This is a genomic window from Clostridium sp. MCC345 (assembly GCF_018785345.1).
GTDB lineage: Bacteria > Bacillota > Clostridia > Lachnospirales > Anaerotignaceae > Anaerotignum_A > Anaerotignum_A faecicola.
On the sequence record NZ_WQPP01000060.1, the window covers coordinates 230,770 to 257,037 of the forward strand.

The following is a 26,268-nucleotide window of genomic DNA, read 5'->3' on the forward strand; positions in this document are numbered from 1 at the left end:
TGGTTTTGTGGAGGTCACAGAACAGATGGAGCTTCCATTCTGAAAATGACCGCCCGTTGCACCCCCTGTTGCTATCCCGTTGCCGAGCCGGTTGCCGGGGAAAACCCCTTATTTCCGGGCTTTTCTCCCTTATAACAACCAAAACAACAGAAAAATAAAAGAAAAGTATAAATAGTAACCATCGCCAGATTGAGATTGTTTGCAAGGTCTTTTGAAGCCCGTTGCCGGACTTCGTTGCCGACACCCTCTATCTGGCTATTTTCATGTATGGAGGATAACTGCCTATGGCGAATAATAAGCTGAATATTGAAGGAAAAAATTACTCGGATATTCCGGTGTGGCGTAGATATACGCTTACCATTGAGGAAGCAGCCAGATATTATCATATCGGCGAAGGAAAATTGAGAACGCTTATTGACACACATCCCAATGAGGATTTTTATGTGATGAACGGCAATCGTGCCCTCATTAAGCGTGAGAAATTTGAGAGGTATCTGGATCAGGCTACTGCTGTGTAAACAGAGCTGACAGATTTACCGATTTCACATGATATAACTATGCGGAGAGCTGGATTTGTGCTATGATAAGAGTGCAAGTCTGGCTCTCTTTTTTTGAAAGGAGAGTTCACGATGAGTGAGAAAAGACGAGATAACCGTAATCGGATTTTGCGAGAGGGCGAGTACCAGCGTAAAGATGGGAGGTATCGGTTCCGCTATATTGATGAGGACGGAAAAGAGAAAAATGTATACAGCTGGCGTTTAGACAAGAATGACCCAATGCCAAAGGGGAAGAAGCGGGAGCCTTCCCTGCGTGAGAAAGAAAAACAGATTGAAGCGGATTTGTTTGACCGTATCGTAACCAACGGTGGCAACTATACTGTTTTGGAACTGGTAGAAAAGTATGTTTCATTGAAAACAGGAGTTCGTCACAATACGGTTGCCGGATATAAAACGGTCATCAATATGCTGAAAAAAGAGAGTTTTGGGAATCTGCGAATTGATAAGGTGCGTTTGTCAGACGCCAAGGCATGGTTGATTAAGCTCCAACAAATTGATGGGCGGGGATACAGTTCCATTCATTCTATCCGGGGAGTCCTCAGACCAGCATTTCAGATGGCGGTAGACGATGATTTGCTTCGTAAAAATCCATTTGAATTTGAGCTTGCATCCGTCATTGTCAATGATTCTGTTACCAGAGAAGCGATTACCCGAAAGCAGCAGAGAGATTTGCTAAAGTTTATTCAGGAAGATAAACATTTTAGCAGATACTATGATGCAATCTATATTCTTTTTCACACAGGGCTTCGTATCTCAGAGTTCTGTGGACTGACGGTTTCAGAAATCGAGTTTGGAGAAATGCGTATCAAGGTAGACCATCAGTTACAGCGTACTGCACAGATGCAGTATGTAATTGAAGAACCAAAAACTGACAAAGGCATCCGCTATGTGCCGATGACGGAAGCTGTCGCAGCGTGTTTTCGCAGAATCATTGCCAACCGCAAGACACCAAAAGTTGAACCGATGGTGGAAGGATATGCAGGATTTTTGTTTCTGGATAAAAACGATATGCCGATGGTTGCCCTTCACTGGGAAAAGTATCTGGAGCATATCATTCAGAAATACAACAGGATTTACCGTATCCAGATGCCGAAAGTTACCCCTCATGTATGCAGGCACACCTTTTGCTCTAATATGGCAAAATCCGGGATGAATCCGAAAACCTTGCAGTATATCATGGGTCACGCAGACATCAGTGTAACCTTGAACACTTACACCCATGTGAATTTTGATGATGCAAAGGAAGAAGTATATCGGATAGCGAATAGTTAAAAAAGCCCGTTGGTAAGGACGCTTGCTTTACCAACGGATTTACCAAGATTGCAGGGAAAAACACAAGAAAATACGAGAAGATTTGAGAAGATACCTTGAAAAGAAAGGAAAACTCAAAAGTCGGAAAACCCTGAAATATCAAGCGTTTGAGAAGAAATACAAGACTTAAATGGAGATATAAAAAGATGATTAAAGTATTATTTATCTGCCACGGCAACATCTGCCGTTCCCCCATGGCGGAATATCTTTTCCGCGACATGGTAGAAAAACGCGGACTTTCCGCTCAATTCCATATTGCATCCGCCGCAACGAGTCGCGAGGAAATCGGCAACGGAGTCTATCCCCCGGCAAAACGCAAGTTGGCATCTGTCGGCATTTCCTGCAATATGCACCACGCAAGGCAGGTAACGAAGGAGGATTATGCCGCCTATGACTATCTTCTGGTTGCGGAGCGGTACAACATTCCCAATTTAATGCGGCAGATCAAGGAGGACCCCGACCATAAGGTTTATCGTCTGTTGGATTTCAGCAGTCGCCCCAGAGATATTGCCGACCCTTGGTATACCGGTGATTTTGATATCACATATCATGACATTATGGAGGGTCTGGAGGGCTTTCTGGCATATCTGCAAAAAGAAGGCAAACTATAACAAGAAAGACGATAAGATTTTCACATCCTATCATCTTTTTTTCTTATTCCTTCCCATCAAACCGAATGACGGTTCCATATTTTATATTTCTTTCCCGAAGCTTCCGATCAATTTCCTGCTTCAATTCCTCATTCGGGCGTTTCGCTTCATAAGGCACCATCAGGTCGAACACCAGATTTTTCTGTTCCTTGCCGCCGACGATGCGGAAGCAGTGCATCGTCACGGCAGGGTCAATTTCATAGATAATCTCCTGTGTCACCTGCCGCATTTCATTCCATTCCGCATCATTCACCAAAATGGGATCATAATGAATCACCAAATGGACATTCAACTCCCGCAAAGCCCTGCTTTCTAACTCATCAATGATGTCGTGCCCCTCCAGAGAGTACAAATCCGCATTGACCTCTGCATGAATCGAAGCAAAGCATTTCCCCGGGCCATAATCATGAATCAGCAAATCATGCACACCCAGAATTTCGTCCGGTGCTGTCACCAGTTCCTTGATTTTCTCAATTAAATCCGGCTGCGCCTGTTCCCCAAGCAGCGGAGAAATCGTTTCTTTTACGATATTCACACCCGAATGGAGAATGAACACCGCAACCAGCAGACCAATGTAACCGTCAATCTTAATGCGAAACAGAAATCCCACGAAACACCCCAGCAGAACCGCCGCCGTTGTAATTACGTCATTGCGGCTATCCACCGCGGTTGCCTCCAGGGTAAGAGAGTGAATCCGTTTCCCCAGGCTACCGAAAAAGAAGGACATCCACAGCTTTACCAAAATAGAGCCAACCAGAATGACAACTGTCAGCGCAGAGAAATCCACTGCCTCCGGATGAATGATCTTTTCCACGGAGGATTTCACCAGCTCCACGCCGATAACCAGAATCAGCACTGCCACCATCAGCCCCGAAAGATATTCATATCTGGCGTGTCCATAGGGATGGTCTGCGTCCGCAGGCTGCTGTGCCAGACGAAAGCCAAGGAGCGTCACCACAGAGGAGGATGCATCCGAAAGGTTATTCACCGCATCGGCAACAATCGCAACCGAGCCGGACAGAAGCCCTGCCACAAGCTTGCCGAAAAACAGAAGCCCATTGCAGAAAATGCCGACCACGCCTGCCAGCTTGCCTACATCAGTACGCACCTGCGTATTCTCCGCATCCGTATAATTTTTTACAAAAAGCCTTAACAAAAGCCCTGTCATACCCACTTCCCCCAATTTTTTCATCTTCTTTTTTCATCAGGTTATCGTATTATCATATCACTTTGAAAAGCGAATTACAACCACAAACCACCGCAACTCTGCACAAAAAAGCCCCCTATTCCTTTTTCGGAACAGGGGAACTGTTTGATTGCTTTTCTCTTAATCTTCTTTAAAGAAGTCCTTCATTTTTTTGGAAAAGGATTTTTTCTCCTCCTTAGGAGCCTCTGCTTCTGTCGCTGCCTTAGGTGCCTCCCCATAGAACTGACGCAGCAAATCCTTCTGTCTTTCGCTCATATCTGTAGGGATTTTTACCTTCAATGTTACAATCTGATTCCCTCTTACCTTAGGATTTCTCAGATTCGGCACACCCACGCCACGCAGGGTTACGACTGTATCGGGCTGTGTACCGGGTTTGACGGTATATTTCTCCTCACCATCAATGGTCTTAATCGTGATTTCACCGCCCAGTGCCGCCTGCACGAAGGTAATGGGTACATCACAATAAATATCATAACCCTTACGCACAAATACACGGTTCGGCTGTACATAAACCGTTACGAGCAAATCGCCGTAGCCGCCGCCGTTTTCACCGATTTCGCCCTTGCCTGCCAGACGAATGGTCTGCCCGTTATCAATACCCTTTGGTACGTTAACCTCGTATTTCTTTGTTTTACGCACCTTGCCGCTGCCATGGCAGGTATTGCAGGGGTCCTTCACAACCTTACCCGTACCGCCGCACTTGGAACAGGTTCTTACGGAGGTTACAGAGCCAAACATGGACTGCTGCATCACTCTCTCCTGCCCTGTCCCGTGACAGGTCGGGCAGCTTTCGGGATGACTACCTGCCTTCGCGCCTGTACCATGGCAGGTTTCACATTCATCATAAATTGCAATGGAAATTTCTTTTTTGCAGCCAAAAACTGCCTCCTCAAAGGTCAGCTGGATGCTTACGTTTACATCCTTCCCGCGTCTGGGGCCGTTTCTTTTCGCTCCGCCGCCGCCAAAGCCGCCGAAGCCGAACATACTGCCGAAGATATCGCCCAAATCGCCCATATCAAAGCCTTGGCCGCTATAGAAGCCGCCACCGCCGCCCATGCCGCCCTGTTCAAAGGCCGCATGACCGAACTGGTCATACTGCGCACGCTTCTGGCTGTCGCTCAGAACCTCATACGCTTCGTTGACTTCCTTGAATTTTTCTTCTGCATCTTTATCCCCGGGATTCTGGTCAGGATGGTATTTTACTGCCATCTTACGGTAAGCCTTTTTCAGCTCCGCATCTGTGGCATCCTTCTTTACGCCCAGTACCTCATAATAATCTCTTTTATTTGCCAACTCACTCACCACCTTGCCGGGGATCTTCCCCTATGCTATCTTAACAGCAAAGCAGGATGCCCTGCCCTGTCGGTAGGCACCCTTGCTTTTTGTTTATTTCTGTCAATTAGATTTCTTTCCCGTCACCGTCTACTACATCGGAGTCGCCGCCCTGTGCAGCTTCGCCCTGTGCAGCCTGTGCCTGCTGATACAGCTTTTCGGAAAGCTTGTAGAATTCCTGCTTCAGGCTTTCTGTTGCAGCCTTTACATTTTCTGTATCTGTATCTGTCATTGTTTCGGGTGCCAAATCCTTTACCGTATCTTTCAGCTTTGTCAGCTCTGCTTCTACTGTGGATTTATCAGCACCGTCCAGCTTATCGCCCAGCTCTTCGATTGCCTTTTCTGTCTGGAAAATCAGAGAGTCTGCTTCGTTTTTCGCATCGATTGCTTCTTTTCTCTTTCTGTCGGCTTCTGCGAACTGCTCTGCCTCTTTGACAGCCTTATCGATTTCATCCTCACTCAGGTTAGAGCCTGCTGTGATTGTGATTTTCTGTTCCTTGCCTGTACCCAAATCCTTAGCAGATACGTTTACAATACCGTTTGCATCGATATCGAAGGTTACTTCAATCTGAGGCACACCTCTTCTTGCGGGAGCGATACCGTCCAGCTTGAACTGACCCAGTGTCTTGTTATCCTTTGCCAGAGGTCTTTCCCCCTGTACAACATGGATATCAACAGCTGTCTGGTTATCCTCTGCGGTAGAGAAGATCTGTTTTTTATTTGTGGGGATGGTTGTGTTTCTGTCAATCAGCTTTGTTGCAACGCCGCCCAGAGTTTCAATACCCAGAGACAGAGGCGTTACATCCAGCAGCAGGATAGAGCCTGCGCCCTCATCGCCTGCCATCTTACCACCCTGAATTGCTGCACCGACTGCAACACATTCATCGGGGTTAATGCCCTTAAAGGGCTCCTTGCCTGTGTATTTCTTTACTGCATCCTGTACGGCGGGAATTCTTGTGGAACCGCCAACCAGCAGAACCTTATCGATTTCGCCTGTGGACAGGCCTGCATCAGCCAGCGCCTGTTTTACGGGGCCCATGGTGCTTTCTACCAGGTCATGTGTCAGTTCGTCAAATTTTGCTCTTGTCAGTGTGATATCCAGATGCTTCGGGCCATCCTGATTCATTGTGATGAAAGGCAGGTTGATGTTTGTGGAGGTTACTGTGGACAGCTCCTTTTTCGCCTTTTCTGCTGCTTCTTTCAGTCTCTGCATTGCCATTTTATCCTTAGACAAATCCATGCCTTCTGTTTTCTTGAATTCATCTACCAGGAAGTTAATCACTCTCTGGTCGAAATCATCGCCACCCAGATGTGTGTTACCATTTGTAGCCAGAACCTCGATAACACCGTCACCGATTTCGATGATGGAAACGTCGAAGGTACCGCCGCCCAGGTCATAAACCATGATTTTCTGTTCGTTTTCGTTATCCAGACCGTATGCCAGTGCTGCGGATGTGGGTTCGTTGATGATACGCTTTACATCCAGACCTGCAATTTTGCCGGCATCCTTTGTTGCCTGTCTCTGAGAGTCATTGAAGTAAGCAGGAACAGTGATAACTGCCTCTGTTACGGTTTCGCCCAGATAAGCCTCTGCGTCTGCTTTCAGCTTCTGCAGAATCATAGCAGAGATTTCCTGAGGAGAATATGCCTTGCCTTCAATGTTTACCTTATAATTTTCGCCCATGTGGCTCTTGATGGAAGAAATAGTGTTGTCAGGATTTGTAATTGCCTGACGTTTTGCTGTTTCACCAATCAGTCTTTCGCCGTTTTTTGCAAAGCCGACAACAGAGGGTGTCGTTCTTGCACCGTCGCTGTTTACGATAACAACAGGCTGACCGCCTTCCATTACTGCTACACAAGAGTTTGTTGTACCTAAGTCAATACCAATAATTTTTCCCATAATCAATTCCTCCTAAAAGAACATTGTTCATTTTTATTTTGTACTCAGTTTGCCACCTTAACCATACTGTGGCGAATCACCTTATCTTTATACTTATAGCCCTTCAGCATTTCCAGAATGACTTCGTTTTCACCATAGCTTTCGTCATCCTCATGCGCAACTGCCGCGTGCAGGTTGGGGTCGAATTTCTCGCCCAGTGCCTTGATTTCCTCCACGCCCATGCTGTGCAGGATTTCCCGGAACTGCACCAGAGTCATTTTCACGCCCTTGAAGAAAGCATCGTCCGCATCGACCTTTCCTTCCTGTACCGCAACGGCACGTTCCAGATTGTCGATAACTGTCAGAAGCTTTTCAATGGTACTTCTTACGCCGTCATCATACATCACGGCTTTTTCTTTTATTGTACGCTTGCGGAAGTTATCAAATTCCGCCAGTGTTCTTTGATATTTGTCCAGATTATCCGCAGCCTGCTGTTCCAGCTTCGCGATTTTTTCTGCCGTTTCATCCACAGCATCCGGAATCTCTTCCGCCTGAACTGCCTCAGCTTCCGTAGCTTCTGCTGCTTCTGCCGTCGTCTGCTGTTCCTCCAGAGCTTCGTCTTTTTTCATTTCTTCCACGTTGTTCCCTCATTTCTAAGTATTTTTATGGTTCCCATCGGATAGATTCCGCAATACTTTTTCAATGCTCTGCACCATTCCATTCAATACGGAAATAACCTGTGAATAATCCATTCGGGTTGGGCCAACAATGCCAATGGTACCTCTTGTATTATCCCCCATTTTATACGTCGCTGTGATTACACTGCAATCCTGCATGCCCTGCACGCTGTTCTCACTGCCGATCATAATCTGGATATCATTGCCGGAGCTTTCCTTCAGCATTGTTACCAGCTGATCCTTTTCCTCCAAGGTCTGAATCAGAGATTTTGCTTTCTGGATATCCGAAAATTCGGGGAACGCCAGCATATTCTTGGCACCGCTCATGTGAACCTGTACCTTTTCCGCCGACCGCATCGTAATTTCAATTGCTTTGAGAATCGGCTGCAATAATTCCTGATACTCCTTCAGCTCTGCCTGCAACTTGCTGACCACCACGCCATCGATTTCATTCAGCGCGCAGCCCTGCAGCACATTGTTCAGGCAACAGCCCATATAGAAGATTTTTTCCTCCGTTGGTGCGCTGTCCATCTTGATGACATGGTTCTTAATGAAGTTGTCACCCGTTGCAATGATGAGCAGCACGGAGCTGCTGTCAAACGGGAGCAGGCGAATCTGTTTGATTCTCGTTCTCTGCCCGACAGGCTCCGAAACAAAGGTCGTGTAATTTGTCAGCAGGGACAAAGCCTTTGCGGATTCCTCCATCAGATAGTCAATCTGATTGATATCTCGCGCGACCACACTTTGCAGATATTTCTTTTCCTCCGGCTTCAGCTCCTTCTGCTGCATCAGATGGTCTACATAGAGCCTGTAGCCCATATCGGAAGGAATTCTGCCGCTGGATGCGTGCGGCTGTAAAATCAGCCCCATTTCCTCCAGATCGCTCATTTCATTCCGAATCGTTGCAGAGCTGATACCTAAGTTATATTTCTTTGCAATGGTTCTGGAACCGACGGGCTCCGCCGTTTCAATGTAATCATTGATAATGGCCTGCAAAATCTGTATCTTTCTGTCACTTAATGCCATACCGTCGCCTCCTTTTTCTTTTATTAGCACTCGTTTAACTTGAGTGCTAACTTCTGTATATAAAGATAGCACTAGCCACCGAAGATGTCAAGTGCTAATCTAAAAATTTTTATGATTTTTGAAAATGTTTACAATTCATTCATATTCTTTCATAAAAGGAACCGCTCAAACACCGCATTGCTCACATCAATCCCCCTTCTGCTCAGCCGCACACCGCTTTCGTCGCGCAAAAGCAGCCCCAGCTCTGCCAGCTCCTGTAATTCCTTCCCATAAACGGTGTCCATTTCCTTCCCGAATCGCTGTCGGAATCGCACAAACGAAACGCCCTCCGTCAGCCGCAGCCCCAGAAACATAAATTCCGCCAATGCATCCGTTTCTGTAATCAACTCTGTATCCTCTCTTAATAAGGAAGTATCTCCTTTCGCAGAAATATATTTTTGCAAATCATAGCTGTTGTGAAAGCGCTTTCCATCCATATAAGAATGTGCGCCCAAGCCCATCCCAAGGTATTCCTCCGCCTGCCAGTAAATGCGATTGTGGCGGCTCTGTCTGCCCACCTTTGCGAAATTGGAAATTTCATACTGTCCATACCCCCACTCCGCAAGGGTGTCCACTGTCCAGTGGTACATTTCTCTGTCCATCTCCTCCGATACCAATTCCAGCTTTCCGGCGCGGTAGCTTTCATAAAACGGCGTACCTTCCTCTATAATCAGGCTGTAAGCGGAAATATGCTCCGGCTTCAATGCCGCAATCTGCCGCACTGTTTCCTGCCATTGTGCCATGCTTTGCCCCGGCAATGCAAACATCAAATCTACATTCACATTCTCAAAGCCTGCCTGCCGCACCGCATGATAATTTTCCAGAAATTCCTCTATCGTGTGGATTCTGCCCAGCCTGTGCAGAATGGAATTTTGCCATGCCTGCACGCCCATGCTCAGGCGGTTAAAGCCCATTTTCTTCAACGCCGCCGCCATTTCATAGCTCAGCGTTCCCGGGTTCGCCTCTGTCGTCAGCTCTGCATCTGCCGTAACCCGAAAGCTTTCCCTAATCGCCTGCATCAGCTGTGCCAGCATAGGAATTTCCAGTGCTGTTGGCGTTCCGCCGCCAAAAAATACCGAAACAACCTCGCGATTTTCATACCGCTTGCCCTGCGCTCGGATTTCTGCCGTCAGCGCATCTACATACATCTGCATCTGCCCTTCCCTTCCTGCCCACGAGGGAAAATCACAGTAAAGGCACTTTTGTCTGCAAAAAGGGATATGAATATATAAACCGATGGATTCCATGCGTTTTCTCCTCCTCTCATTCTTCAAATGATATCATGCGCGCCGCGCTTTTTCAATCAAAGAACACTTCTCTGTATACAGACGTTGCATTTTCTTCCTTCTTCTGCTATACTGTTTAAGATAACCTTTGGAGATGTACCCAAGTGGCTGAAGGGACTGGTCTCGAAAACCGGCAGGCGGGCGCAAACCCGTGCGTGGGTTCAAATCCCACCATCTCCGTAGAAATAAGCCAGTAGTTGATTTTCGACTGCTGGCTTTTTTATTTGCTTATTACCAAAAAAGGCGTTCACCGTTTCCGATGAACGCCCAACCTACTGGTTATTCGTTTTGTTCCTATTTATTTTTCTGTTTTCATAGGGGTTACTGCTTTCGTAATGGTTACTGTTTTCGTTTCAGCGTTCCAAGCGGTTGTTGCGCCAAGCTCATCTGCCACGAAGCGAACAGGAACGAAGGTACGGCTATCGATGATAACGGGAGCAACGCCGTATTTTTCAATCGTCTTGCCGATTGTCATCTTAATTTCCTTACCGTCAATCACGAGAGTAACTTCTTTTGTTTCTGCGTTCCAAGCAACCGTGCCGCCCAGAGATTCCGTTACAAATCGAATCGGAACCAGAGTTCTGTCGTTCATGATAACAGGTGCAGCGTCCTTTTCGTAAGCCTTACCGTTTACGAACATCGTCTTGCTGCCAATCTGCATTACTACGACTGTCTTCATTTCCTCAGCGGGCTTATCGGGTTTGGATGCAGTCTGCTTAAATGCAGCCTTTACTTCCACCTTAGATGCAGGCATGGTAAAGGTATATTTGCCATCGCCCTTATCGGTCAGCTTGATTTCCTTGCCTGCCTTATCGGTTGCCTTGATTGTATCAAGCGCATAGCCATCGTTTGCCATTGCTGTAATGGTTACAACGCTGCCCTTTGCCGCGCTTGTCTTATCGGGTGTAACCTTGCCGTTATCTGCGGGAGAAACGGCTACGGCATATTTTGTTACGCCGCCGCCACCGCTGCCGCCTGTGGAGCCGCGCCCGACGCATTCATGGATGTGCCGGAGGGCAGCTACTATGAGAAAGCGGTTGACCGGGCGAATCACCGCCGGCACAGGTGATAATTCCTTCATGCCGGACGGCATTTGTACCCGTGCGCAGATTGTAACCTTCCTGTACCGCGCTCGCAGCATGTAATGAATGGATGCTTTTATACCCGCTAAAATGCTAACGGATAGAGCATCAATATGAAAATGCCGAACCGCCCGAACCGAGGTTATCGCCCCGATTCGGGCGGTTTGCTGTTGGTAATAACCAAAAAGGGAAACTCCTTCTGTTAAGGAATTTCCCTTTTTTCTCTTATAAGCACTCACCGTTTCACATGCCGACGGATGGCATCCAGCAGCTCCTGCTCCTGTATGGGCTTGGAAAGGTGCTCCACCATACCTGCCTCTCTGCTTTGTCTCACATCGTCATAAAATGCGTTTGCCGTCATGGCAAAAATGGGAATCTCCGCCGCATCCACACGGTTCGTTGCATGGATTTCCCTTGCTGCCGTCAGCCCATCCATCACAGGCATCATCACATCCATCAGGATGACATCAAAGGTGCCCGCCGCCTTCGTACGGAATACATCCACAGCCTCCTGTCCGTTATATGCCGTTGTTACAGTGATTCCTGCCTTTTTCAACAGGAACTCCGCAATCTCCATATTTAACTCGTTATCCTCCACCAGCAGCACATGCACGCCCTCCAGAGAAGCAGCATCGGCAGGCTTTGCGTCCTCTTGCGGCTCCGTATAATCAACATCTATCCGGAATGGAATCGTCACAGAAATCGTTGTGCCGACATTCTGCTCACTTTTCAGCGAAATCGTGCCCTCCATCAGCTCTACCATCTGCTTCGTGATGGCAAGTCCAAGCCCCGTACCGGTAAAGGTTGTCCGTGCGTCCGTATTTTCCTGCGAAAACGGTTCAAAGGCATGCACGAGAAATTCCCTGCTCATGCCGCGCCCCGTATCCGTACAGGTGAATTTTATCACCGCGCGCCCATCGGAATACGCAACATCCTCAGAAGCAAACGTGACCGCTCCGCCTGCGCGGTTATATTTCACCGCATTGCCGCCGATATTCTGCAAAACCTGTTTCAGATAAAGCGGACTGCCAATCAAATGACGATATTTATGCTTCCCCATCTGCATCTGAAAATGGATGGCATATTCCTGCCCCTGCATCTCAACGATACTCGCTGTTTCTGTCAAAAGCTCAATCAAATCAAACGGCTTATTTTCCGGTTTCATTTCACCGGATTCCAGCTTATTCATATTCAGCACATTATTAACCAGCTCCATCAGAAAGCCGGATGCCTGCATTACCTTATGGCGGCACTCCGCCTGCTTTTCCATGTCATCCGCATAATACTCGGCAATCGCAGTCACGCCCCGAATCCCATTCAGCGGCGTGCGGATATCATGGCTCATGCGGCGTAGAAAATCCGTCTTTGCCATATTGGAGGTACGCAGCTCACGCCCCTGCCGCTCCAGATAATTGATGTAGCTTCTTGTCACTCGCGTGAGCAGCAGGAGTGCCGCAATCAGAATGAGCGCAAATTCTGCCATAGAAAGCGGTAAGGTTTTATTCGCGGCACGAATTTTATAAGAAACGAGAATATCATATTCCCCCATTTTTTCATAGACAACATAACGGCTGCTGTTATGGAACGAAACCGTTTTCTGATAGCGTTTTCCTTCCTCCAGAGAATCCTGTATTCTGTCTTCAGGAAAAATCTCATACCCCAGTATATCATCATTCGTTGCGGCAATCACCGTTCCTGTCGCATTCTCCACAACATAAATCGACATACCTTCAACCAGCGGCAACCGCCCCACAATCTTGCTGATATCGCTGCTCTGCATCCATTCCAGCAATCTGTCCGGCGTTACGCCAATCTGCACCAGTGCATTGTCATTTTCTGCCCAGACCATCGCATACATCATAGGCTTGCCCTCTGCCGTATTCGGCGTTACATCCTGGCAAAGGGAAAGCGTGTGGTCAGAAAGCATAGGCTTAAAAAAACCGATCTGTTCCCCTGAATCCATTGTAAAGCCATAATATTTGGGGACAGATCCGTTGATAATTTTACCCTTTTCATCAAACACATGCACCTCGTCCACCCCTAACAGCTTCGCCAGCGCAGCAAAATCATCTGCCTCCTTGTAATCCTCCCAGCCCTGTGTAATATAATCCGCCGCGATATTCGCCCGAATAGTATATTCATCCTTCAGCGTATCCTCCAGCTGCTGAAAGCTCCTTTCATTTTCCGTAATCAGTTCCTTCATTTGATCCAGCATCAGCCCGCAGGACTTCTGTGCATTTTGCCCGTTGTTCGCGTACTGCAAAAGAGAGCAGCCAATAAATAAAAACAGAAAAATCAGAAGTGCCGTGATATTCATACGATGTGATCTGCGTTTCTGTCCCATATCCGCCTGATTTGTCTGCCGGTCTTTCTTTTTTTCAATCCTTCCACTATCTGCCATGTTTTTCTCCTCATTGCATAAGCCCGTCTGTATCGAATCCTGTTTCATAGATATCTCTCAAATTATCATAGCACGCTGATATTTTATTTACAACTTTTATTCATAAATCCGAACTATTGGCTCATATATACAGCAGCAATCAGAGCAAAGCTCTCTGCGCAGCGGATAAAGGGCACCCCAATAAAGAAAACATTCGCATATTTTAACAAAGCCTTAAGTTTCTATTCACACTTTGTCCATATTTTTACAGTATACTACAAAAGAAGTCGAAAGGACGCCCCCTTTTACTTCCGCCTGCAGTCCCCTTCCCCGAAAGGCTGCAGGCACCCCTTCCCCTATTGGAAGAAAAATATTGAAAGAAAAAAACAGACAACTACCTATATTTGGTTTATCATAGTAATATACCCTCCCCTTTACAGAAAAAGCAGCCCAAACAGGCTGCTTTTTCTGTAAAATCGAAATCAGGGCACCCACATGCAACAACGCAGAGCCCATCTCAAAAATACTTCGTATTTTTTCGTTGTGGCGCTCGCCAAATATCTGCAATAAAAAGAACAGCCTATCATGCAAGCATGTAAGCTGTTCTTTTTTTGCAGATGCTTGGCTCTGCGTTGTTACATGTAGCTCTTTCTCCAGATGGATGGAGCGAAAAGCATAATAATCGGGAAAATTTCCAGTCTCCCCAGCAGCATATCCAAGCAAAGCACAATCTTTGCGAAGCCGGAGAAGAAGGAAAGGTTTTCAACAGGCCCTGCCATAGCAAGTCCCGGTCCGACATTACTCAGGCATGTTGTAACCGCAGTCACATTCGTAATAAAGTCGAAATTATCCAGCGAAACCAGCATGAACGACCCCAGCAAAATGAGCACATACAGAATAATAAACCCTGTCACGCTGCGAATAGAATCCTCATCCACCTTATAGCCGTCCAGTTTAATCAGGTTAACAGAGCGCGGGTGCACAATATGGCTGATCTCCCGCCTAATCATTTTCAGAAGGATTACAAAACGCGAAACCTTAATACCGCCCGCGGTTGAACCGCCGCATGCCCCAAGAATTAGCAGGCAATACAGAAGTGTCTTAGAAAACTCAGGCCAGAGGTCGAAGTTTGCCGTTACAAAGCCCGTTGTACTCATAATTGCCGCCACTTGGAAGAAAGCATGGCGGAAGGCACCCTCCACTGTCGAATAATACCGAGAAATATCTATGGTAATCAACGCTGTCGCAATGCAGACAATGGCAATATAGCAGCGCAGCTCCTCATTTTTCCACACATTCTTAAAATCCTTCATCAGCATCAAATAGAACAGGTTGAAGTTCACCCCGAACAGCAGCATAAATGCCGTAATGACATATTCAAAATACGCACTATTGTATTCCGCAATGCTGCTATTTTTTACAGAAAAGCCGCCTGTCCCCGCTGTCGAAAGGGCATGCACCACGCTGTCAAAAAAGGGCATTCCACCTGCAAACAGCAAAATCATCTCCACCAGTGTCAGTACAATATAAATCGTATACAGGATTTTTGCTGTCGATTTTACCTTTGGCACCAGCTTGGAAACCAGAGGTCCGGGTGCCTCCGCCTTCATCAGATACATCGTGCGCTCGTCCCCAAGGGGCATAATTGCAAGCATAAATACCAGAATCCCCATACCGCCAATCCAATGCGTAAAGCAACGCCAGAACTGAATACTTTTCGGCAGAGTTTCAATCTCCTGCAAAATGCTTGCGCCCGTTGTGGTAAAGCCGGATACCGTTTCAAAAAAGCAATTTACATAGCCCGAAATAGAGCCGCTCAGATAAAACGGCAGTGCCCCCAGAACGGACATCACAATCCACGAAAGTGCAACCACAACGAAGCCCTCTCGCCCATAAATCCGCTTATTTTCCGGCTCACGGCTGACCAGAACCGTCCCTACCATCAGGCAGGCGATAATGGTTGCGACAAATGCCGATGCCGCCTTTGCCTCCTGATACCATATAGAAACAAAGGCAGGCACTGCAAGCAGGGCAGCCTCTATTCGTATGATATTGCCCAGAATATAGGCAATCATATTAAAATTCATAACCCTTCACCAAATTTCAATTTATTATTTCAAAATATCCTTCAAGTCCGTCAAATGCTTATTTCTGGTAATAATAATCACACTGTCATCCACCTCAATCATGTCATTACCGCCCGGAATAATAACTCTGCCATTGCGGATAATCGTTGCCACCAGAACCTCGCTTTTCGTCTTCAAATCCTTGAGCGGCACACCCACTACGCTGGATTTTTCTCTTACCTTGAACTCCAATGCTTCAATTTGCTCATTTACCAGCTTATGCAGCGTTTCTACGTTACTGCTCCCTGCGGAATTCTGCATCGCGCGCACATAACGGACAATATTATTTGCCGCAATCATCTTCGGCGAAATAAAGCCATCAATATCCAGCGCATCCAGAATTTCATCAAAGGAAATACGGTTGATTTTCGCAATCACCTTGGAAACCTTTTTCGCCTTGGCATAAAGCGCAACTACGATATTTTCCTCATCCATCCCCGTCAGGCAGACCAGAGCATCCGTCTTTTCCAGACCCTCCTCCTGCAGAGTTTCCTTATCCGTCCCATCTCCGTGAATCACAACCGCTTCCGGCAGCGCCTCACATAGATATTCACAACGCTTATAATCCAGTTCGATAATCTTTACGCGCACATGAGAAAGAATCAGTGCCTTTGCCAGATAATACGCCATTCTGCCGCCGCCCAGAATCATGACCGATTTTACCCCCGTACGGAACAGACCGATGGTACGGAAGAATTTTTCAATCTCACTATGTGATGCGGTCAGGTTGATTTTATCCCCTGCCTGCAATACAAAGTTACCGTTGGGGATATGCACCTCTCCTGCTCTCTGCACCGCGCAGATCAGAACCTTTACCTGAAACTCCTTATAAATCGCCCATAGAGGCATCCCATCCAGCACACTGTGGGGCGGAATCTTGACCTCTACCAGTTCCACACGCCCTCTCGCAAACACCTCGATTTTCAAAGCAGAGGGGAAGCGCAAAAGACGCAGGATTTCCGTTGCCGCCGCAAATTCGGGGTTTACCGTCATGCTCAGCCCAAGCTCTTCCTTCAATTCGTTAATCTGCTCATAATATTCGGGGTTACGCACACGGGCAATCGTATGCGGCACGCCTAGCTTTTTCCCCAGCAGGCAGGCAAGCATATTTACCTCATCCGCGGAGGTTGCCGCAATCAGCAAATCTGCCTCAGGCACACCTGCTCTTTTCTGGACAAGCATGCTTGCACCGTTCCCCTCCACACTCATAATATCCATCGTATTGGAAGCATTATTCAGAACACTTGTATTATTATCAATTACAATGATGTCATGTCCTTCACCGGAGAGCTGTCTGGCGATAGTGCCGCCGACCTTACCGTCCCCTACGATTACAACCTTCATGCTGTATCCTCCTTATCCTTTAAGGAAATTTTCTGACATTCTTCAATCCATCAAGCTATCATATCACTTTATTCCCAAAAATACAAGACCTTTCCAAGCTGCATGGCAATGAAAATCTCTGCCGCCCCGCAAGTAAAAAGGAAGCCTTGAAAGAAGGTTCTCCCAAGGCTCTGTATTCATTCTGTTTTTGTTTTATTTTCCGCATTTTTCCTTGAGGATTGCAGGCAAATCTGCCAGAGCAACCTCGCTCTTTTCACTGTTTGCCATATCCTTCAGCTCTACTCTGCCGCTTTCCAGTTCAGAATCACCAAGGATAACGGAATATTTTGCACCAATCTTATTGGCATATTTCATCTGTGCCTTTACACTGCGTTCCACAGTATCGCAGTCCGCCTGAATGCCTGCCTTTCTCAGCTCATAGGTCAGAGACTGTGCTTTCAAAAGTCCCTTTTCGCCCATAGAGCCGATATAAACATCTCTCTCAGGTGTTTCGGTAATGGCACCATGCTGCTTTTCCAGAATCATAATCAGTCTTTCAATCCCCAGACCAAAACCGACTGCGCCTGTAGGCTTTCCACCGATTTCCTCAACCAAATTATCATATCTTCCGCCGCCGCATACAGTCAGCCCATCGGATACAAACTCAAAAACCGTTCTGGTGTAATAATCCAAGCCACGCACAATCTTGGGATCAATGGTAAAGGCAATGCCGTTTGCAGTCAAAATATCCTGCACCTTCTGAAAATGTGCCGTACATTCCTCATCCAGACAATCCAGCACAGAGGGCGCATTTGCCACAATCTGCTGACAGCTTTCTTCTTTGCAGTCCAGCACACGCAGGGGGTTCTTCTCGAAACGCTCCTTGCAGGTCGGGCAAAGCTTGTCCAGGTTCTGTCCGATAAATTCCTTCAGTGTTTTGTTGTATCTTGCACGACATTCGGGGCAGCCAAGGCTGTTCATGCGCAGCTCTACGCCCTCTACGCCTAATTCCTCCAGTAAAGCAGTTGCAACAGAGATAACCTCTGCATCCTGCGCCGCACTGTAGGAGCCAAGCATTTCAATGCCGAACTGGTGGAACTGTCTTTGTCTGCCTGCCTGTGTATTTTCACAACGGAAGGTCGGGGAAATATAATACAGCTTTGTGGGCTGTGCCTGATTGTGCATCCCATGCTCCACATACGCACGCACTGCACCTGACGTTCCCTCCGGACGAAGTGTCAGACTTCTGTCCCCATCATCCGTAAAGGTATACATTTCCTTCTGCACAATATCTGTGGTTTCGCCAACCCCTCTGGCAAACAGCTCTGTAAATTCAAACGCGGGCGTGCGGATTTCACCAATGCCGAAGGTTTCGCAAATGCGTCTCATTTTCCCTTCGATTTCCTGCCAAGCCTTCACCTCTGCGCCGTAAATATCCTTTGTCCCTTTCACTAACTGGATCATATATTACCTCCTTGGGGCAAGCCCGTTCTCTTTCTTTCTATCATTTCCTCTATGCGACCGATATAATCCTCGATGCTTTTTACGTTGAACACCCGTTCAATGCGGTCTGTTTCGGGGTCAACCGTTTTTGTGCTCGCGCCTGCGCCCGCCGCAAGGATAGTCTGCTTTTCCTCCATAATCTGTACATTATAGATGCCTTCCTTGCCGGGATGACAATAGCCGACATTTTCAAAATTGCCGACCATATTTTTCTGGCGATACATATAATACGGCTCCATGCCCATTCTTTCGGCGTATTCCGCGGAAATATCAAGCATTTCCTCCAAGGCTTCCGCCGTTGTCATGTCATGCTGTGCCAGTTCCTCTCTGAGTCGGGATGCACGCTTGACTGCAAGCGTATGCACCGTTACGTTATCGGGTGCCAGCTTCATGATTTCTTCCATGGTATTGCGGACATCTGCGGCATCCTCTCCCGGCAGACCCAGAATCAAATCCATATTGATATTCTGATGTCCTTCCTCTCTTGCCTCGCGGAACACCCGACGGATATCCTCCACCGTATGCTTTCTGCCAACCGCACGCAAGGTCTTATCGTTCATCGTCTGCGGATTGATGGAAATGCGGTTCACGCCGTACTCCTTTAAAAGCCGCAGCTTTTCTCTTGTAATCGTATCGGGGCGACCTGCCTCAACGGTATATTCCATGCTCTCATCGGGATGGAACAGCTCCTCCACCTTTTGCAGCAGGCGTTCCAGCTGTGCCTCATCCAAGGAGGTCGGTGTGCCGCCGCCGATATAAATATTCTTCATCACGAAGCTTCTGCTGTATGCCGCAAGCCAATCCAATTCTCTGAACATGGCATCCAGATATTCATCCACCCGATTTTTATACTGATGGAGCGGATACGCCGTAAAGGAGCAGTACAGACATCTGGTTGGACAGAAGGGAATCCCGATATACAGGCTGATTTCCTCAGGGCGGTTATCCTCCAGAATTTTTCGTTCCGCCTTTGCCACCTTGAGCGCCAGTGCCGCCTTATGCGGCATCACAAGATAATCCTCCGTCAGAAAAGCAAGACATTCCTTGTCCGTTTTGCCCTCCTCCAACAGGCTGCTGATGAGCTTTGCAGGGCGCACGCCTGTCAGCAGTCCCCATTGGGGGCGAATTCCCGTTTCCGCCTTCAGCAGCTCATAAATCGTCCGCTTGATGATGCGCTTCTGTTCCTTTTCCGTCAGCATTTTTTCGTCATATTCCATCGACCATGCGGAAGCCTTCTCCCCACGGCGATAAAGCATTGCCGAAGCAATGCCCTCTTTCATCTCGCTTTTTACGGTAATCTCCGCATCTGTCACTGTGTCCGTGCGGATATAATGGCGGTTTGCCAGAAATACCTGTATCATTGTCTGCACATCGTTTTGCAGCTCATGTCCCTCCAGAACATAGCTGATGGTTTCCGTATCCATACGCATCAGAACAGCTTTTCACTGTCAAGCAGCAGTGTCACAGGGCCATCATTGACAAGGGCAACCTTCATATCTGTCTGGAAAATGCCATGCTGCACCTTCTTGATGCCCAGTGCTTCTGCCTTTGCACACAGCTTATCGAACAATTCGCTTGCAATTTCGGGTGCTGCCCCGCTGCTGTAGCCGGGTCGTCTGCCCTTTCTTGCATCCCCGTACAGGGTGAAGTTAGGCACAATCAGCAACTCTCCTTCAATATCCAACAGAGAAAGATTCATCTTGCCGTTTTCATCCTCAAAAATACGCAGATTGATGACCTTATCCAGCATGTAATCAATGGTTTTATCCGTATCTGTTCCCAGCATGCCAAACAGCACCATAATCCCCTTGCCGATTTCTCCAACCTTCTGTCCGTCAATGGTTACACTTGCTTCTGTAACTCTCTGTAATACTGCTCTCATTTCTTCCTCCTAAACCCTATATCAGCCCAGACCGGAAACACGCTCCACCTCTGTCACATCACGCAGATTTTTCAGACGTGTGACCACGCGCTCCAGCTGTTCCTTTGTTTTAATTTCAATCGTAACATTCAAAATTGCCTGCATATCCTTTGTGGTTCTCACATTAAAGCCCTTTACGGAAATATCATCATCCGCCAGCTGACGGCTGATTTCCACAATCAAGCCAACCCTGTCATTCGCTACAACCTTCAGCTCCGCCAAATAAGAGGTATTGCTTTCTCCCTTGGCAAACTGCGTATCCCATTCGGCATTGATCAAGCGTCCGCGTTCCTCGTTGCTCAGATTGATCACGTTGATGCAGTCGGTACGGTGAATCGTAACCCCTCTGCCGCGTGTCACGAAGCCGATGATTTCATCCCCAGGCACCGGACTACAGCATTTGGAAAAACGCACCGCAACATCCCCGATGCCTTCCACCACAACGCCGCTCTTGCTTTTATGCTTTTTCACAGGCTTCTGGTCGATGGTCTTTTCAAAATCCTTCAGCGCATCCTCTGCCGTCTGCGTCTTTCTCTTTTCCTTTAAATATTCATCCTTCAAGCGGTTAACAACCTGCCCCTCCTTCATGCCGCCGTAGCCGACAGCAGCCAGAAGCGCATCCCATGTCTTGAAATCGTATTTCACCAGAACGATTTCTTCCCATTCCGGGCGCAGCAAATCCTGCGGCTGATATCCCTTTTTCTTGATATCTGCCAGAATCATTTCGCGTCCACGGATGATATTTTCTTCCTTCTCTTCCTTCTTGAACCACTGCTTGATTTTTGTTCTTGCCTGTGCTGTTTTGACAATGGCAAGCCAATCTCGGTTCGGCCCCTTGGAATTCTGTGAAGTGATAATCTCTACAATGTCCCCATTCTGGATTTTATGATCCAGCGGAACGATTTTATTATTTACCCTCGCGCCGACCATCTTATTGCCGACTGCCGAATGAATCATATAGGCAAAGTCAATCGGGGTAGAATCCTTCGTCAGCTGGATAACATCCCCCTGCGGCGTAAAGGCATACACCTGTGTGCTGTAGATATTCAAATCCAGCTTAATGGTATCCAGATATTCCTTATTATCGGACATATCCTTCTGCCATTCCATAATCTGCCGCAGCCATGCCAGCTTTGCTTCCTCACTTTTCTGCGCCTTGCTCGATTTTTCGTTTGCTCTGCCCTCTTTATATTTCCAGTGGGCAGCGATACCGTATTCGCTTGTGCGGTGCATTTCCCAGGTACGAATCTGCACCTCAAACACCTGCCCATGCGGGCCAATCAGCGTATTGTGCAGCGACTGATACATATTCGGCTTTGGCATGGCAATATAATCCTTAAACCGTCCGGGCATGGGGGTATACGCCGTATGCACAATCCCCAGAACGGCATAGCAATCCTTCACGCTGTCCACCAGCGCACGGATAGCGAACAAATCATAAATCTGGTCAAGGGTTTTATTCTGGTTCACCATCTTCTTATAAATGCTGAAAAAGTGCTTTGTTCTGCCGTAAACCTTCCCCTTGATGCCGGCCTCGTTCATCTTCGTCTGTAATTCCTGCACCATGCTCTGCACGAACTGGTCACGTTCTTCCTTTTTCTTCTGGATTTTTGCCGCCAAATCGAAATACGCATCCGGATTCAGATATTTAAAGCACAAATCCTCCATTTCGGAACGGATTTTGGAAATACCCAGACGATGTGCCAGAGGAGCGTAAATATCCAGCGTTTCCTGCGCCTTCTCCCTCTGCTTTTCGGGTGTCATATAGTTTAACGTCCGCATATTGTGCAGTCTGTCCGCCAGCTTGATTAAAATAACACGAATATCCTTTGCCATGGCAAGGAACATCTTGCGGTAGTTTTCTGCCTGCGCCTCTTCCTTTGTGGTATAGGAAAGCTTGCCCAGTTTCGTCACACCATCCACCAATGCAGCAATTTCCTCGCCGAACAGGTGTGTAATATCCTCATAGGTATAAGGTGTATCCTCAATAATATCGTGCAGAATCCCTGCCGTGATGGTCTCCATATCCAGCTCCAGCTCCGCCAGAATATATGCCACCTTCAAAGGATGGATGATATATGGTTCGCCTGATTTTCTCTTTTGTTCCTTATGCGCTTCCACCGCCAGCTTATATGCCTTTTCCACCATGGAAAAATCATCGGACGGATGGTAGGTTTTGATTTTATCAATCAATTCCTTATATAATTGTTCATCAATCTCTGCCATACTCATCACCCCCTCTTATTGATAAAAATTTCTAATAATTTTGTCGAAAAAAGATTATAAAAATTATTATACAGTTTTATATGTATATTTTCAAGAATATTTCCACAAAAGTATGCCCTTGGGCGCAAGATTCTTTTGTCCTTTACAGTCTTTCCGCTTTTTCCGAAAAAAACTCCGCGGCTCTTTTATTTTTTCCTTCCTTCCGCTATAATCTATATAAGATAAGTATAGATTATACCGCATGATAGATGCAGGAAACAAAGGAGTATTCACATGAAATTACAGAAATTATTAAGCTATGTGCGCCGCGCAGTAGATGATTATAGCATGATAGAGGAAGGCGATAAAATCGCGGTCGGCATTTCCGGCGGCAAAGACAGCATCTGTCTTCTGGTCGCCCTCAAGCATTTACAGCGCTTCTATCCCAAGCGGTTTGAGCTGGAGGCAATTACCGTCTCCCTCGGTCTGCCCGGTGCAAGCTATGACGGCATACAGGCACTCTGCAATGAGCTGGGTGTGCATTATACCGTTGTGGAAACCGATATCGGCAAAATCATTTTTGATGAGCGAAAAGAAAAAAATTCCTGCTCTCTCTGTGCAAAAATGCGGAAGGGCGCATTGAATGATATGGCGGAACAGCTTGGCTGCAATAAGATCGCTTTGGGGCATAATAAGGACGATGTTGTGGAAACCTTCTTTATGTCTCTGCTTTATGAGGGTCGCCTGAACTGCTTCGCTCCCGTTAGCTTCTTGGACAGAAAAAAACTCTATTCCATCCGCCCGCTGATGTATGTGCCGGAATGGGAATGTCGCAGCTTTGTCAATAAAAGTGATATCCATATCGTAAAAAACCCCTGTCTTGCCGACGGAAATACCAAGCGGCAGGAAACCAAGGAGCTTCTGGCAGAGCTTTCCCTACGGTATGATAATTTGCAGGAAAAGGTATTCGGTGCCATCAAGCGTTCCTCCCTAAAGGGTTGGAATCATGAGGAATAAGGAAGGTGAGCCTGATGTCTGATTACCGTGAGGAACTGAAAAATAAGGAAACCCTGCGTCTTCGGGAAATCCAGAGGGAGCTGCCCTCCTTTGTGCAAGCCTTCTTTCGCGGCATCGCACAGACCACCTCTACTAAAACCCGTCTGGCGTATGCCTACGATCTGCGGATTTTCTTCCGCTATCTTTATGAGGAGCATCGCACCCTCGGCGGCATCGAGCCGAAGGATTTGACCGCAGCGCATTTGAGCGAGGTCACCTCGGAGGATATTGACTGTTTCATGGAATATCTTTCCTATTATATTCGCCCCGATTATGAAAACCCTGCCTATGGCAAGGAAATGCACAACGAGGAAAAAGGGAAATCCCGTAAGCTTGCCGCAGTGCGGATGCTGTTTAAATATCTGTATAAGAAAAAAATTATATCGGCGGACCCTGCCTCTTTGGTCGATACCCCGAAAATCCACGAAAAAGCTATTGTGCGTCTGGATGTGAACGAAATGGCAAACTTTCTGGATGCAGTGGAAAGCGGCGAAAAGCTGACCGACCGCCAGAAGGTCTTCCATGAAAAAACAAAAAAGCGCGACCTTGCCATGATGACGCTCCTGCTTGGGACGGGGATGCGTGTTTCCGAATGTGTCGGTATCAATATTAAGGATCTGGATTTTCAGAATAACGCCGTCAAGGTTACCCGTAAGGGCGGCAACGAGGTTTTCCTCTATTTCGGCGAAGAAGTACGGGAAACCCTTGCGGATTACTTAGAGGAACGGCAGAACGCCCTAACCAAGGACGAAAATGAAGATGCCCTCTTTCTTTCGAGTCAGGGCAAGCGCATCGGCGTGCGGACGGTGCAGAATATGGTCAAAAAATACGCACAGGGCGTTACAATCAAAAAAATCACCCCCCATAAGCTGCGCAGTACCTTCGGTACAAATCTCTATCAGGAAACGGGGGATATCTACTTAGTGGCGGATGTGCTGGGGCATGCCGATGTCAATACCACCCGAAAGCATTACGCCGATATCGAGGACAGCCGTCGCCGCATGGCAGCAACCCGCATCAGATTAAGAAAGGACTGAGCCCCATGGAACATAAAAACTGTCTGAAAAAAGTCACCGCTGTTTTTTCTGCGCATGAAGCAGCCCCCATTTGGAAGCTGCGCCATTTCGCCGTTCTTGCTCTGCTGACAGAGATAGGCGGAGAACTGCATTTCATTCTGACAAAACGCGCCGCAGGGGTAAATCAGCCGGGGGATGTCTGCTTTCCCGGCGGACATCGGGAACAGGGCGAAACCCTCGTGGAAACCGCTCTCAGAGAAACCGAGGAGGAAATCGGCATCTCTCAAAAGGATATTCGCCTTCTGGGGAAAAGTGACTTCATGCTGACGATTTATCGTGGCATGATTCAGCCCTATATCGCCTATATCCCCTATGAAATTTACAAAACCGCAGTCCCAAATCCCAAGGAGGTTGCAGAAATTTTCACCGTCCCCCTGCGTTTCTTTCTGAAAACCGAGCCGGAGCGGCATGATACCGTCTGGAAGGTCATAGAATCCCCCGATTTCCCCTACGAAAAAATCGAAGGCGGCAAAAATTATCCCTTTAGCAAGAGCAAAACCACACAGCTTTTCTATGAATATAACGGGCATATCATCTGGGGCTTCACCGCACAGGTGCTTCGCAATATCATCGAGATTCTAAACGAGTCTAAGCTGAAATTTTAAAAGCAGCTAAAAAAGAAAACCATAGAATCTGGTATCCGCCAGTCCTATGGTTTTTGTGTTATTTCTTCTTTTTATTATTGTAGGCCTTTTTCCGTTCCTTATCCAAAACCGCTTTTTCCGCCGCCCTTGCCTTCTTCTGCTCCAGCATCACATCAATATCCTCCGGCAGCTCCAATGTCAGCCTGCCAAGCTTGCCGCCACGGTATTCATCCATCAGAATTTTGCCTGCGCGCTCCAAATCAGGTTCATCGCCTTTTTTCTTGAAGCCGCGCGCCATCGCGATTTTTTCCAGAATTACATGCGGCTCCTCAATCGTATCGAATGTAATCTGATACCGATTCCGCAGACAGTCGGGATTTCTGGAAATCATGTGATTGATAAAGGCAAGCGCCATATTTTCGGGGTCAAGAATATCATCATTGATTGCCCCCGTAAACGCCAGCTTCAGCCCCACCTGCTGGTCCTCAAATTTCGGCCAGAGGATGCCCGGCGTATCGAGCAGCTCAAAATCCTTTTTTAATTTTATCCACTGCTTGCCGCGGGTCACACCGGGTTTATCCCCGGTTTTCGCCGTTACCTTCCCCACATATTTATTGATAAACGTGGATTTCCCCACATTCGGGATACCCACAATCATGCTGCGGATAGGGACATTGATACGCCCTCTTGCTTTCAGCTTCTCAATTTTTTCCTTCATTAAGCTGCGTGCCGTTTCCGTCACCTCGCCCAAGCCGTTGCCCTTCAGCGCATTGATGCGAATCACGCGGAAGCCCTGCTTTTCAAAATATTCCTGCCAGATATCGGTTGCCCTTTCGTCCGCTAGGTCGCATTTATTCAGAAGCAGAATGCGGTGCTTATTCTTCGCAAGCGTATCCAGATCCGGATTTTTGCTACTGTATGGAATTCTTGCATCTACCAGTTCGATGACAATATCCACCAGAGAAATATTTTCCTCCATCATTCTGCGGGTTTTTGTCATGTGCCCGGGATACCATTGAATATTGTTCATAGCTACCTCTTTCTATTT

At 47.3% G+C, this 26,268-nt stretch carries 21 protein-coding genes and 1 tRNA gene; 7 read left to right on the forward strand and 15 right to left on the reverse strand.

Annotated elements, in window-relative coordinates; translation table 11 throughout:
• Positions 1-284 precede the first annotated feature (284 nt).
• The 3 genes from GPK49_RS10565 to GPK49_RS10575 all read left to right on the forward strand — a co-directional run bounded on the left by GPK49_RS10565 (position 285) and on the right by GPK49_RS10575 (position 2,479).
• The gene (locus GPK49_RS10565) at positions 285-518 is read left to right on the forward strand and encodes an excisionase (protein WP_008703749.1); all 234 of its coding nucleotides are present in this window, start codon (positions 285-287) and stop codon (positions 516-518) included.
• 111 nt (positions 519-629) lie between these two features.
• Positions 630-1,829, forward strand: a complete 1,200-nt coding sequence (locus GPK49_RS10570) for a site-specific integrase (RefSeq protein ID WP_008703747.1) — start codon at positions 630-632, stop codon at positions 1,827-1,829.
• 185 nt (positions 1,830-2,014) lie between these two features.
• The gene (locus GPK49_RS10575) at positions 2,015-2,479 is read left to right on the forward strand and encodes a low molecular weight protein-tyrosine-phosphatase (protein ID WP_215677779.1); all 465 of its coding nucleotides are present in this window, start codon (positions 2,015-2,017) and stop codon (positions 2,477-2,479) included.
• Between the two features lie 43 nt (positions 2,480-2,522).
• Here the strand turns inward: GPK49_RS10575 and GPK49_RS10580 are convergent, their stop codons facing one another.
• The 6 genes from GPK49_RS10580 to hemW form a co-directional block, all read right to left on the reverse strand.
• The gene (locus GPK49_RS10580) at positions 2,523-3,686 is read right to left on the reverse strand and encodes a cation diffusion facilitator family transporter (protein WP_215677781.1); all 1,164 of its coding nucleotides are present in this window, start codon (positions 3,684-3,686) and stop codon (positions 2,523-2,525) included.
• Between the two features lie 159 nt (positions 3,687-3,845).
• On the reverse strand, positions 3,846-5,018 hold the full coding sequence (gene dnaJ / locus GPK49_RS10585; protein ID WP_016407124.1) for a molecular chaperone DnaJ: 1,173 nt from the start codon (positions 5,016-5,018) through the stop codon (positions 3,846-3,848).
• Between the two features lie 106 nt (positions 5,019-5,124).
• On the reverse strand, positions 5,125-6,957 hold the full coding sequence (gene dnaK / locus GPK49_RS10590; RefSeq protein ID WP_215677783.1) for a molecular chaperone DnaK: 1,833 nt from the start codon (positions 6,955-6,957) through the stop codon (positions 5,125-5,127).
• A gap of 44 nt (positions 6,958-7,001) precedes the next feature.
• Positions 7,002-7,565 carry a nucleotide exchange factor GrpE gene (grpE, locus tag GPK49_RS10595; RefSeq protein ID WP_215677889.1) on the reverse strand — a complete coding sequence of 188 codons (564 nt, stop codon included), beginning with the start codon at positions 7,563-7,565 and terminating at the stop codon, positions 7,002-7,004.
• 24 nt (positions 7,566-7,589) lie between these two features.
• Positions 7,590-8,639 (reverse strand): heat-inducible transcriptional repressor HrcA, encoded by a 1,050-nt coding sequence (hrcA, locus tag GPK49_RS10600; RefSeq protein ID WP_118581631.1) that lies wholly within the window; start codon positions 8,637-8,639, stop codon positions 7,590-7,592.
• A 149-nt stretch (positions 8,640-8,788) separates the two neighbouring features.
• Positions 8,789-9,925, reverse strand: coding sequence for a radical SAM family heme chaperone HemW (hemW, locus tag GPK49_RS10605; RefSeq protein WP_215677785.1), 1,137 nt, complete (start codon positions 9,923-9,925; stop codon positions 8,789-8,791).
• Positions 9,926-10,054: 129 nt separating this feature from the next.
• Here hemW and GPK49_RS10610 point away from each other — a divergent pair.
• Positions 10,055-10,144 (forward strand) — tRNA-Ser (locus GPK49_RS10610).
• Positions 10,145-10,262: 118 nt separating this feature from the next.
• Here GPK49_RS10610 and GPK49_RS10615 read toward each other — a convergent pair.
• The 8 genes from GPK49_RS10615 to GPK49_RS10650 all read right to left on the reverse strand — a co-directional run bounded on the left by GPK49_RS10615 (position 10,263) and on the right by GPK49_RS10650 (position 22,525).
• Complete coding sequence (locus tag GPK49_RS10615) at positions 10,263-11,045, reverse strand: stalk domain-containing protein (RefSeq protein ID WP_215677787.1); 783 nt, start codon at positions 11,043-11,045, stop codon at positions 10,263-10,265.
• Between the two features lie 236 nt (positions 11,046-11,281).
• Positions 11,282-13,447, reverse strand: a complete 2,166-nt coding sequence (locus tag GPK49_RS10620) for a response regulator (protein WP_215677789.1) — start codon at positions 13,445-13,447, stop codon at positions 11,282-11,284.
• Positions 13,448-14,061: 614 nt separating this feature from the next.
• Positions 14,062-15,513, reverse strand: coding sequence for a TrkH family potassium uptake protein (locus tag GPK49_RS10625; RefSeq protein ID WP_215677791.1), 1,452 nt, complete (start codon positions 15,511-15,513; stop codon positions 14,062-14,064).
• 24 nt (positions 15,514-15,537) lie between these two features.
• Complete coding sequence (gene trkA, locus GPK49_RS10630) at positions 15,538-16,896, reverse strand: Trk system potassium transporter TrkA (protein WP_016407139.1); 1,359 nt, start codon at positions 16,894-16,896, stop codon at positions 15,538-15,540.
• Positions 16,897-17,088: 192 nt separating this feature from the next.
• The gene (gene hisS, locus GPK49_RS10635; protein ID WP_215677793.1) at positions 17,089-18,339 is read right to left on the reverse strand and encodes a histidine--tRNA ligase; all 1,251 of its coding nucleotides are present in this window, start codon (positions 18,337-18,339) and stop codon (positions 17,089-17,091) included.
• Entirely contained in the window at positions 18,336-19,808 is a 1,473-nt protein-coding gene (gene hemZ, locus GPK49_RS10640) for a coproporphyrinogen dehydrogenase HemZ (RefSeq protein ID WP_277118798.1), read from the reverse strand. The genes hisS and hemZ overlap by 4 nt, the downstream gene beginning before the upstream one ends.
• Positions 19,808-20,260 (reverse strand): D-aminoacyl-tRNA deacylase, encoded by a 453-nt coding sequence (dtd, locus tag GPK49_RS10645; protein ID WP_016407142.1) that lies wholly within the window; start codon positions 20,258-20,260, stop codon positions 19,808-19,810. The genes hemZ and dtd overlap by 1 nt, the downstream gene beginning before the upstream one ends.
• Positions 20,261-20,281: 21 nt before the next feature.
• On the reverse strand, positions 20,282-22,525 hold the full coding sequence (locus GPK49_RS10650) for a RelA/SpoT family protein (protein WP_174707763.1): 2,244 nt from the start codon (positions 22,523-22,525) through the stop codon (positions 20,282-20,284).
• A gap of 273 nt (positions 22,526-22,798) precedes the next feature.
• Here GPK49_RS10650 and GPK49_RS10655 point away from each other — a divergent pair, with 273 nt between their 5' ends.
• Genes GPK49_RS10655 through GPK49_RS10665 form a run of 3 tightly spaced genes read left to right on the forward strand, consistent with a single transcriptional unit; the run spans position 22,799 to position 25,241 of the window.
• Positions 22,799-23,521: an ATP-binding protein gene (locus GPK49_RS10655; protein ID WP_215677795.1), complete on the forward strand. Its 723-nt coding sequence runs from the start codon at positions 22,799-22,801 to the stop codon at positions 23,519-23,521.
• 14 nt (positions 23,522-23,535) lie between these two features.
• Positions 23,536-24,597 (forward strand): tyrosine-type recombinase/integrase, encoded by a 1,062-nt coding sequence (locus tag GPK49_RS10660; protein WP_118581661.1) that lies wholly within the window; start codon positions 23,536-23,538, stop codon positions 24,595-24,597.
• A gap of 5 nt (positions 24,598-24,602) precedes the next feature.
• Positions 24,603-25,241: an NUDIX hydrolase gene (locus tag GPK49_RS10665; protein ID WP_215677797.1), complete on the forward strand. Its 639-nt coding sequence runs from the start codon at positions 24,603-24,605 to the stop codon at positions 25,239-25,241.
• A 58-nt stretch (positions 25,242-25,299) separates the two neighbouring features.
• Here the strand turns inward: GPK49_RS10665 and ylqF are convergent, their stop codons facing one another.
• Positions 25,300-26,250 carry a ribosome biogenesis GTPase YlqF gene (gene ylqF / locus GPK49_RS10670; protein ID WP_215677799.1) on the reverse strand — a complete coding sequence of 317 codons (951 nt, stop codon included), beginning with the start codon at positions 26,248-26,250 and terminating at the stop codon, positions 25,300-25,302.
• Between the last annotated feature and the right edge of the window lie 18 nt (positions 26,251-26,268).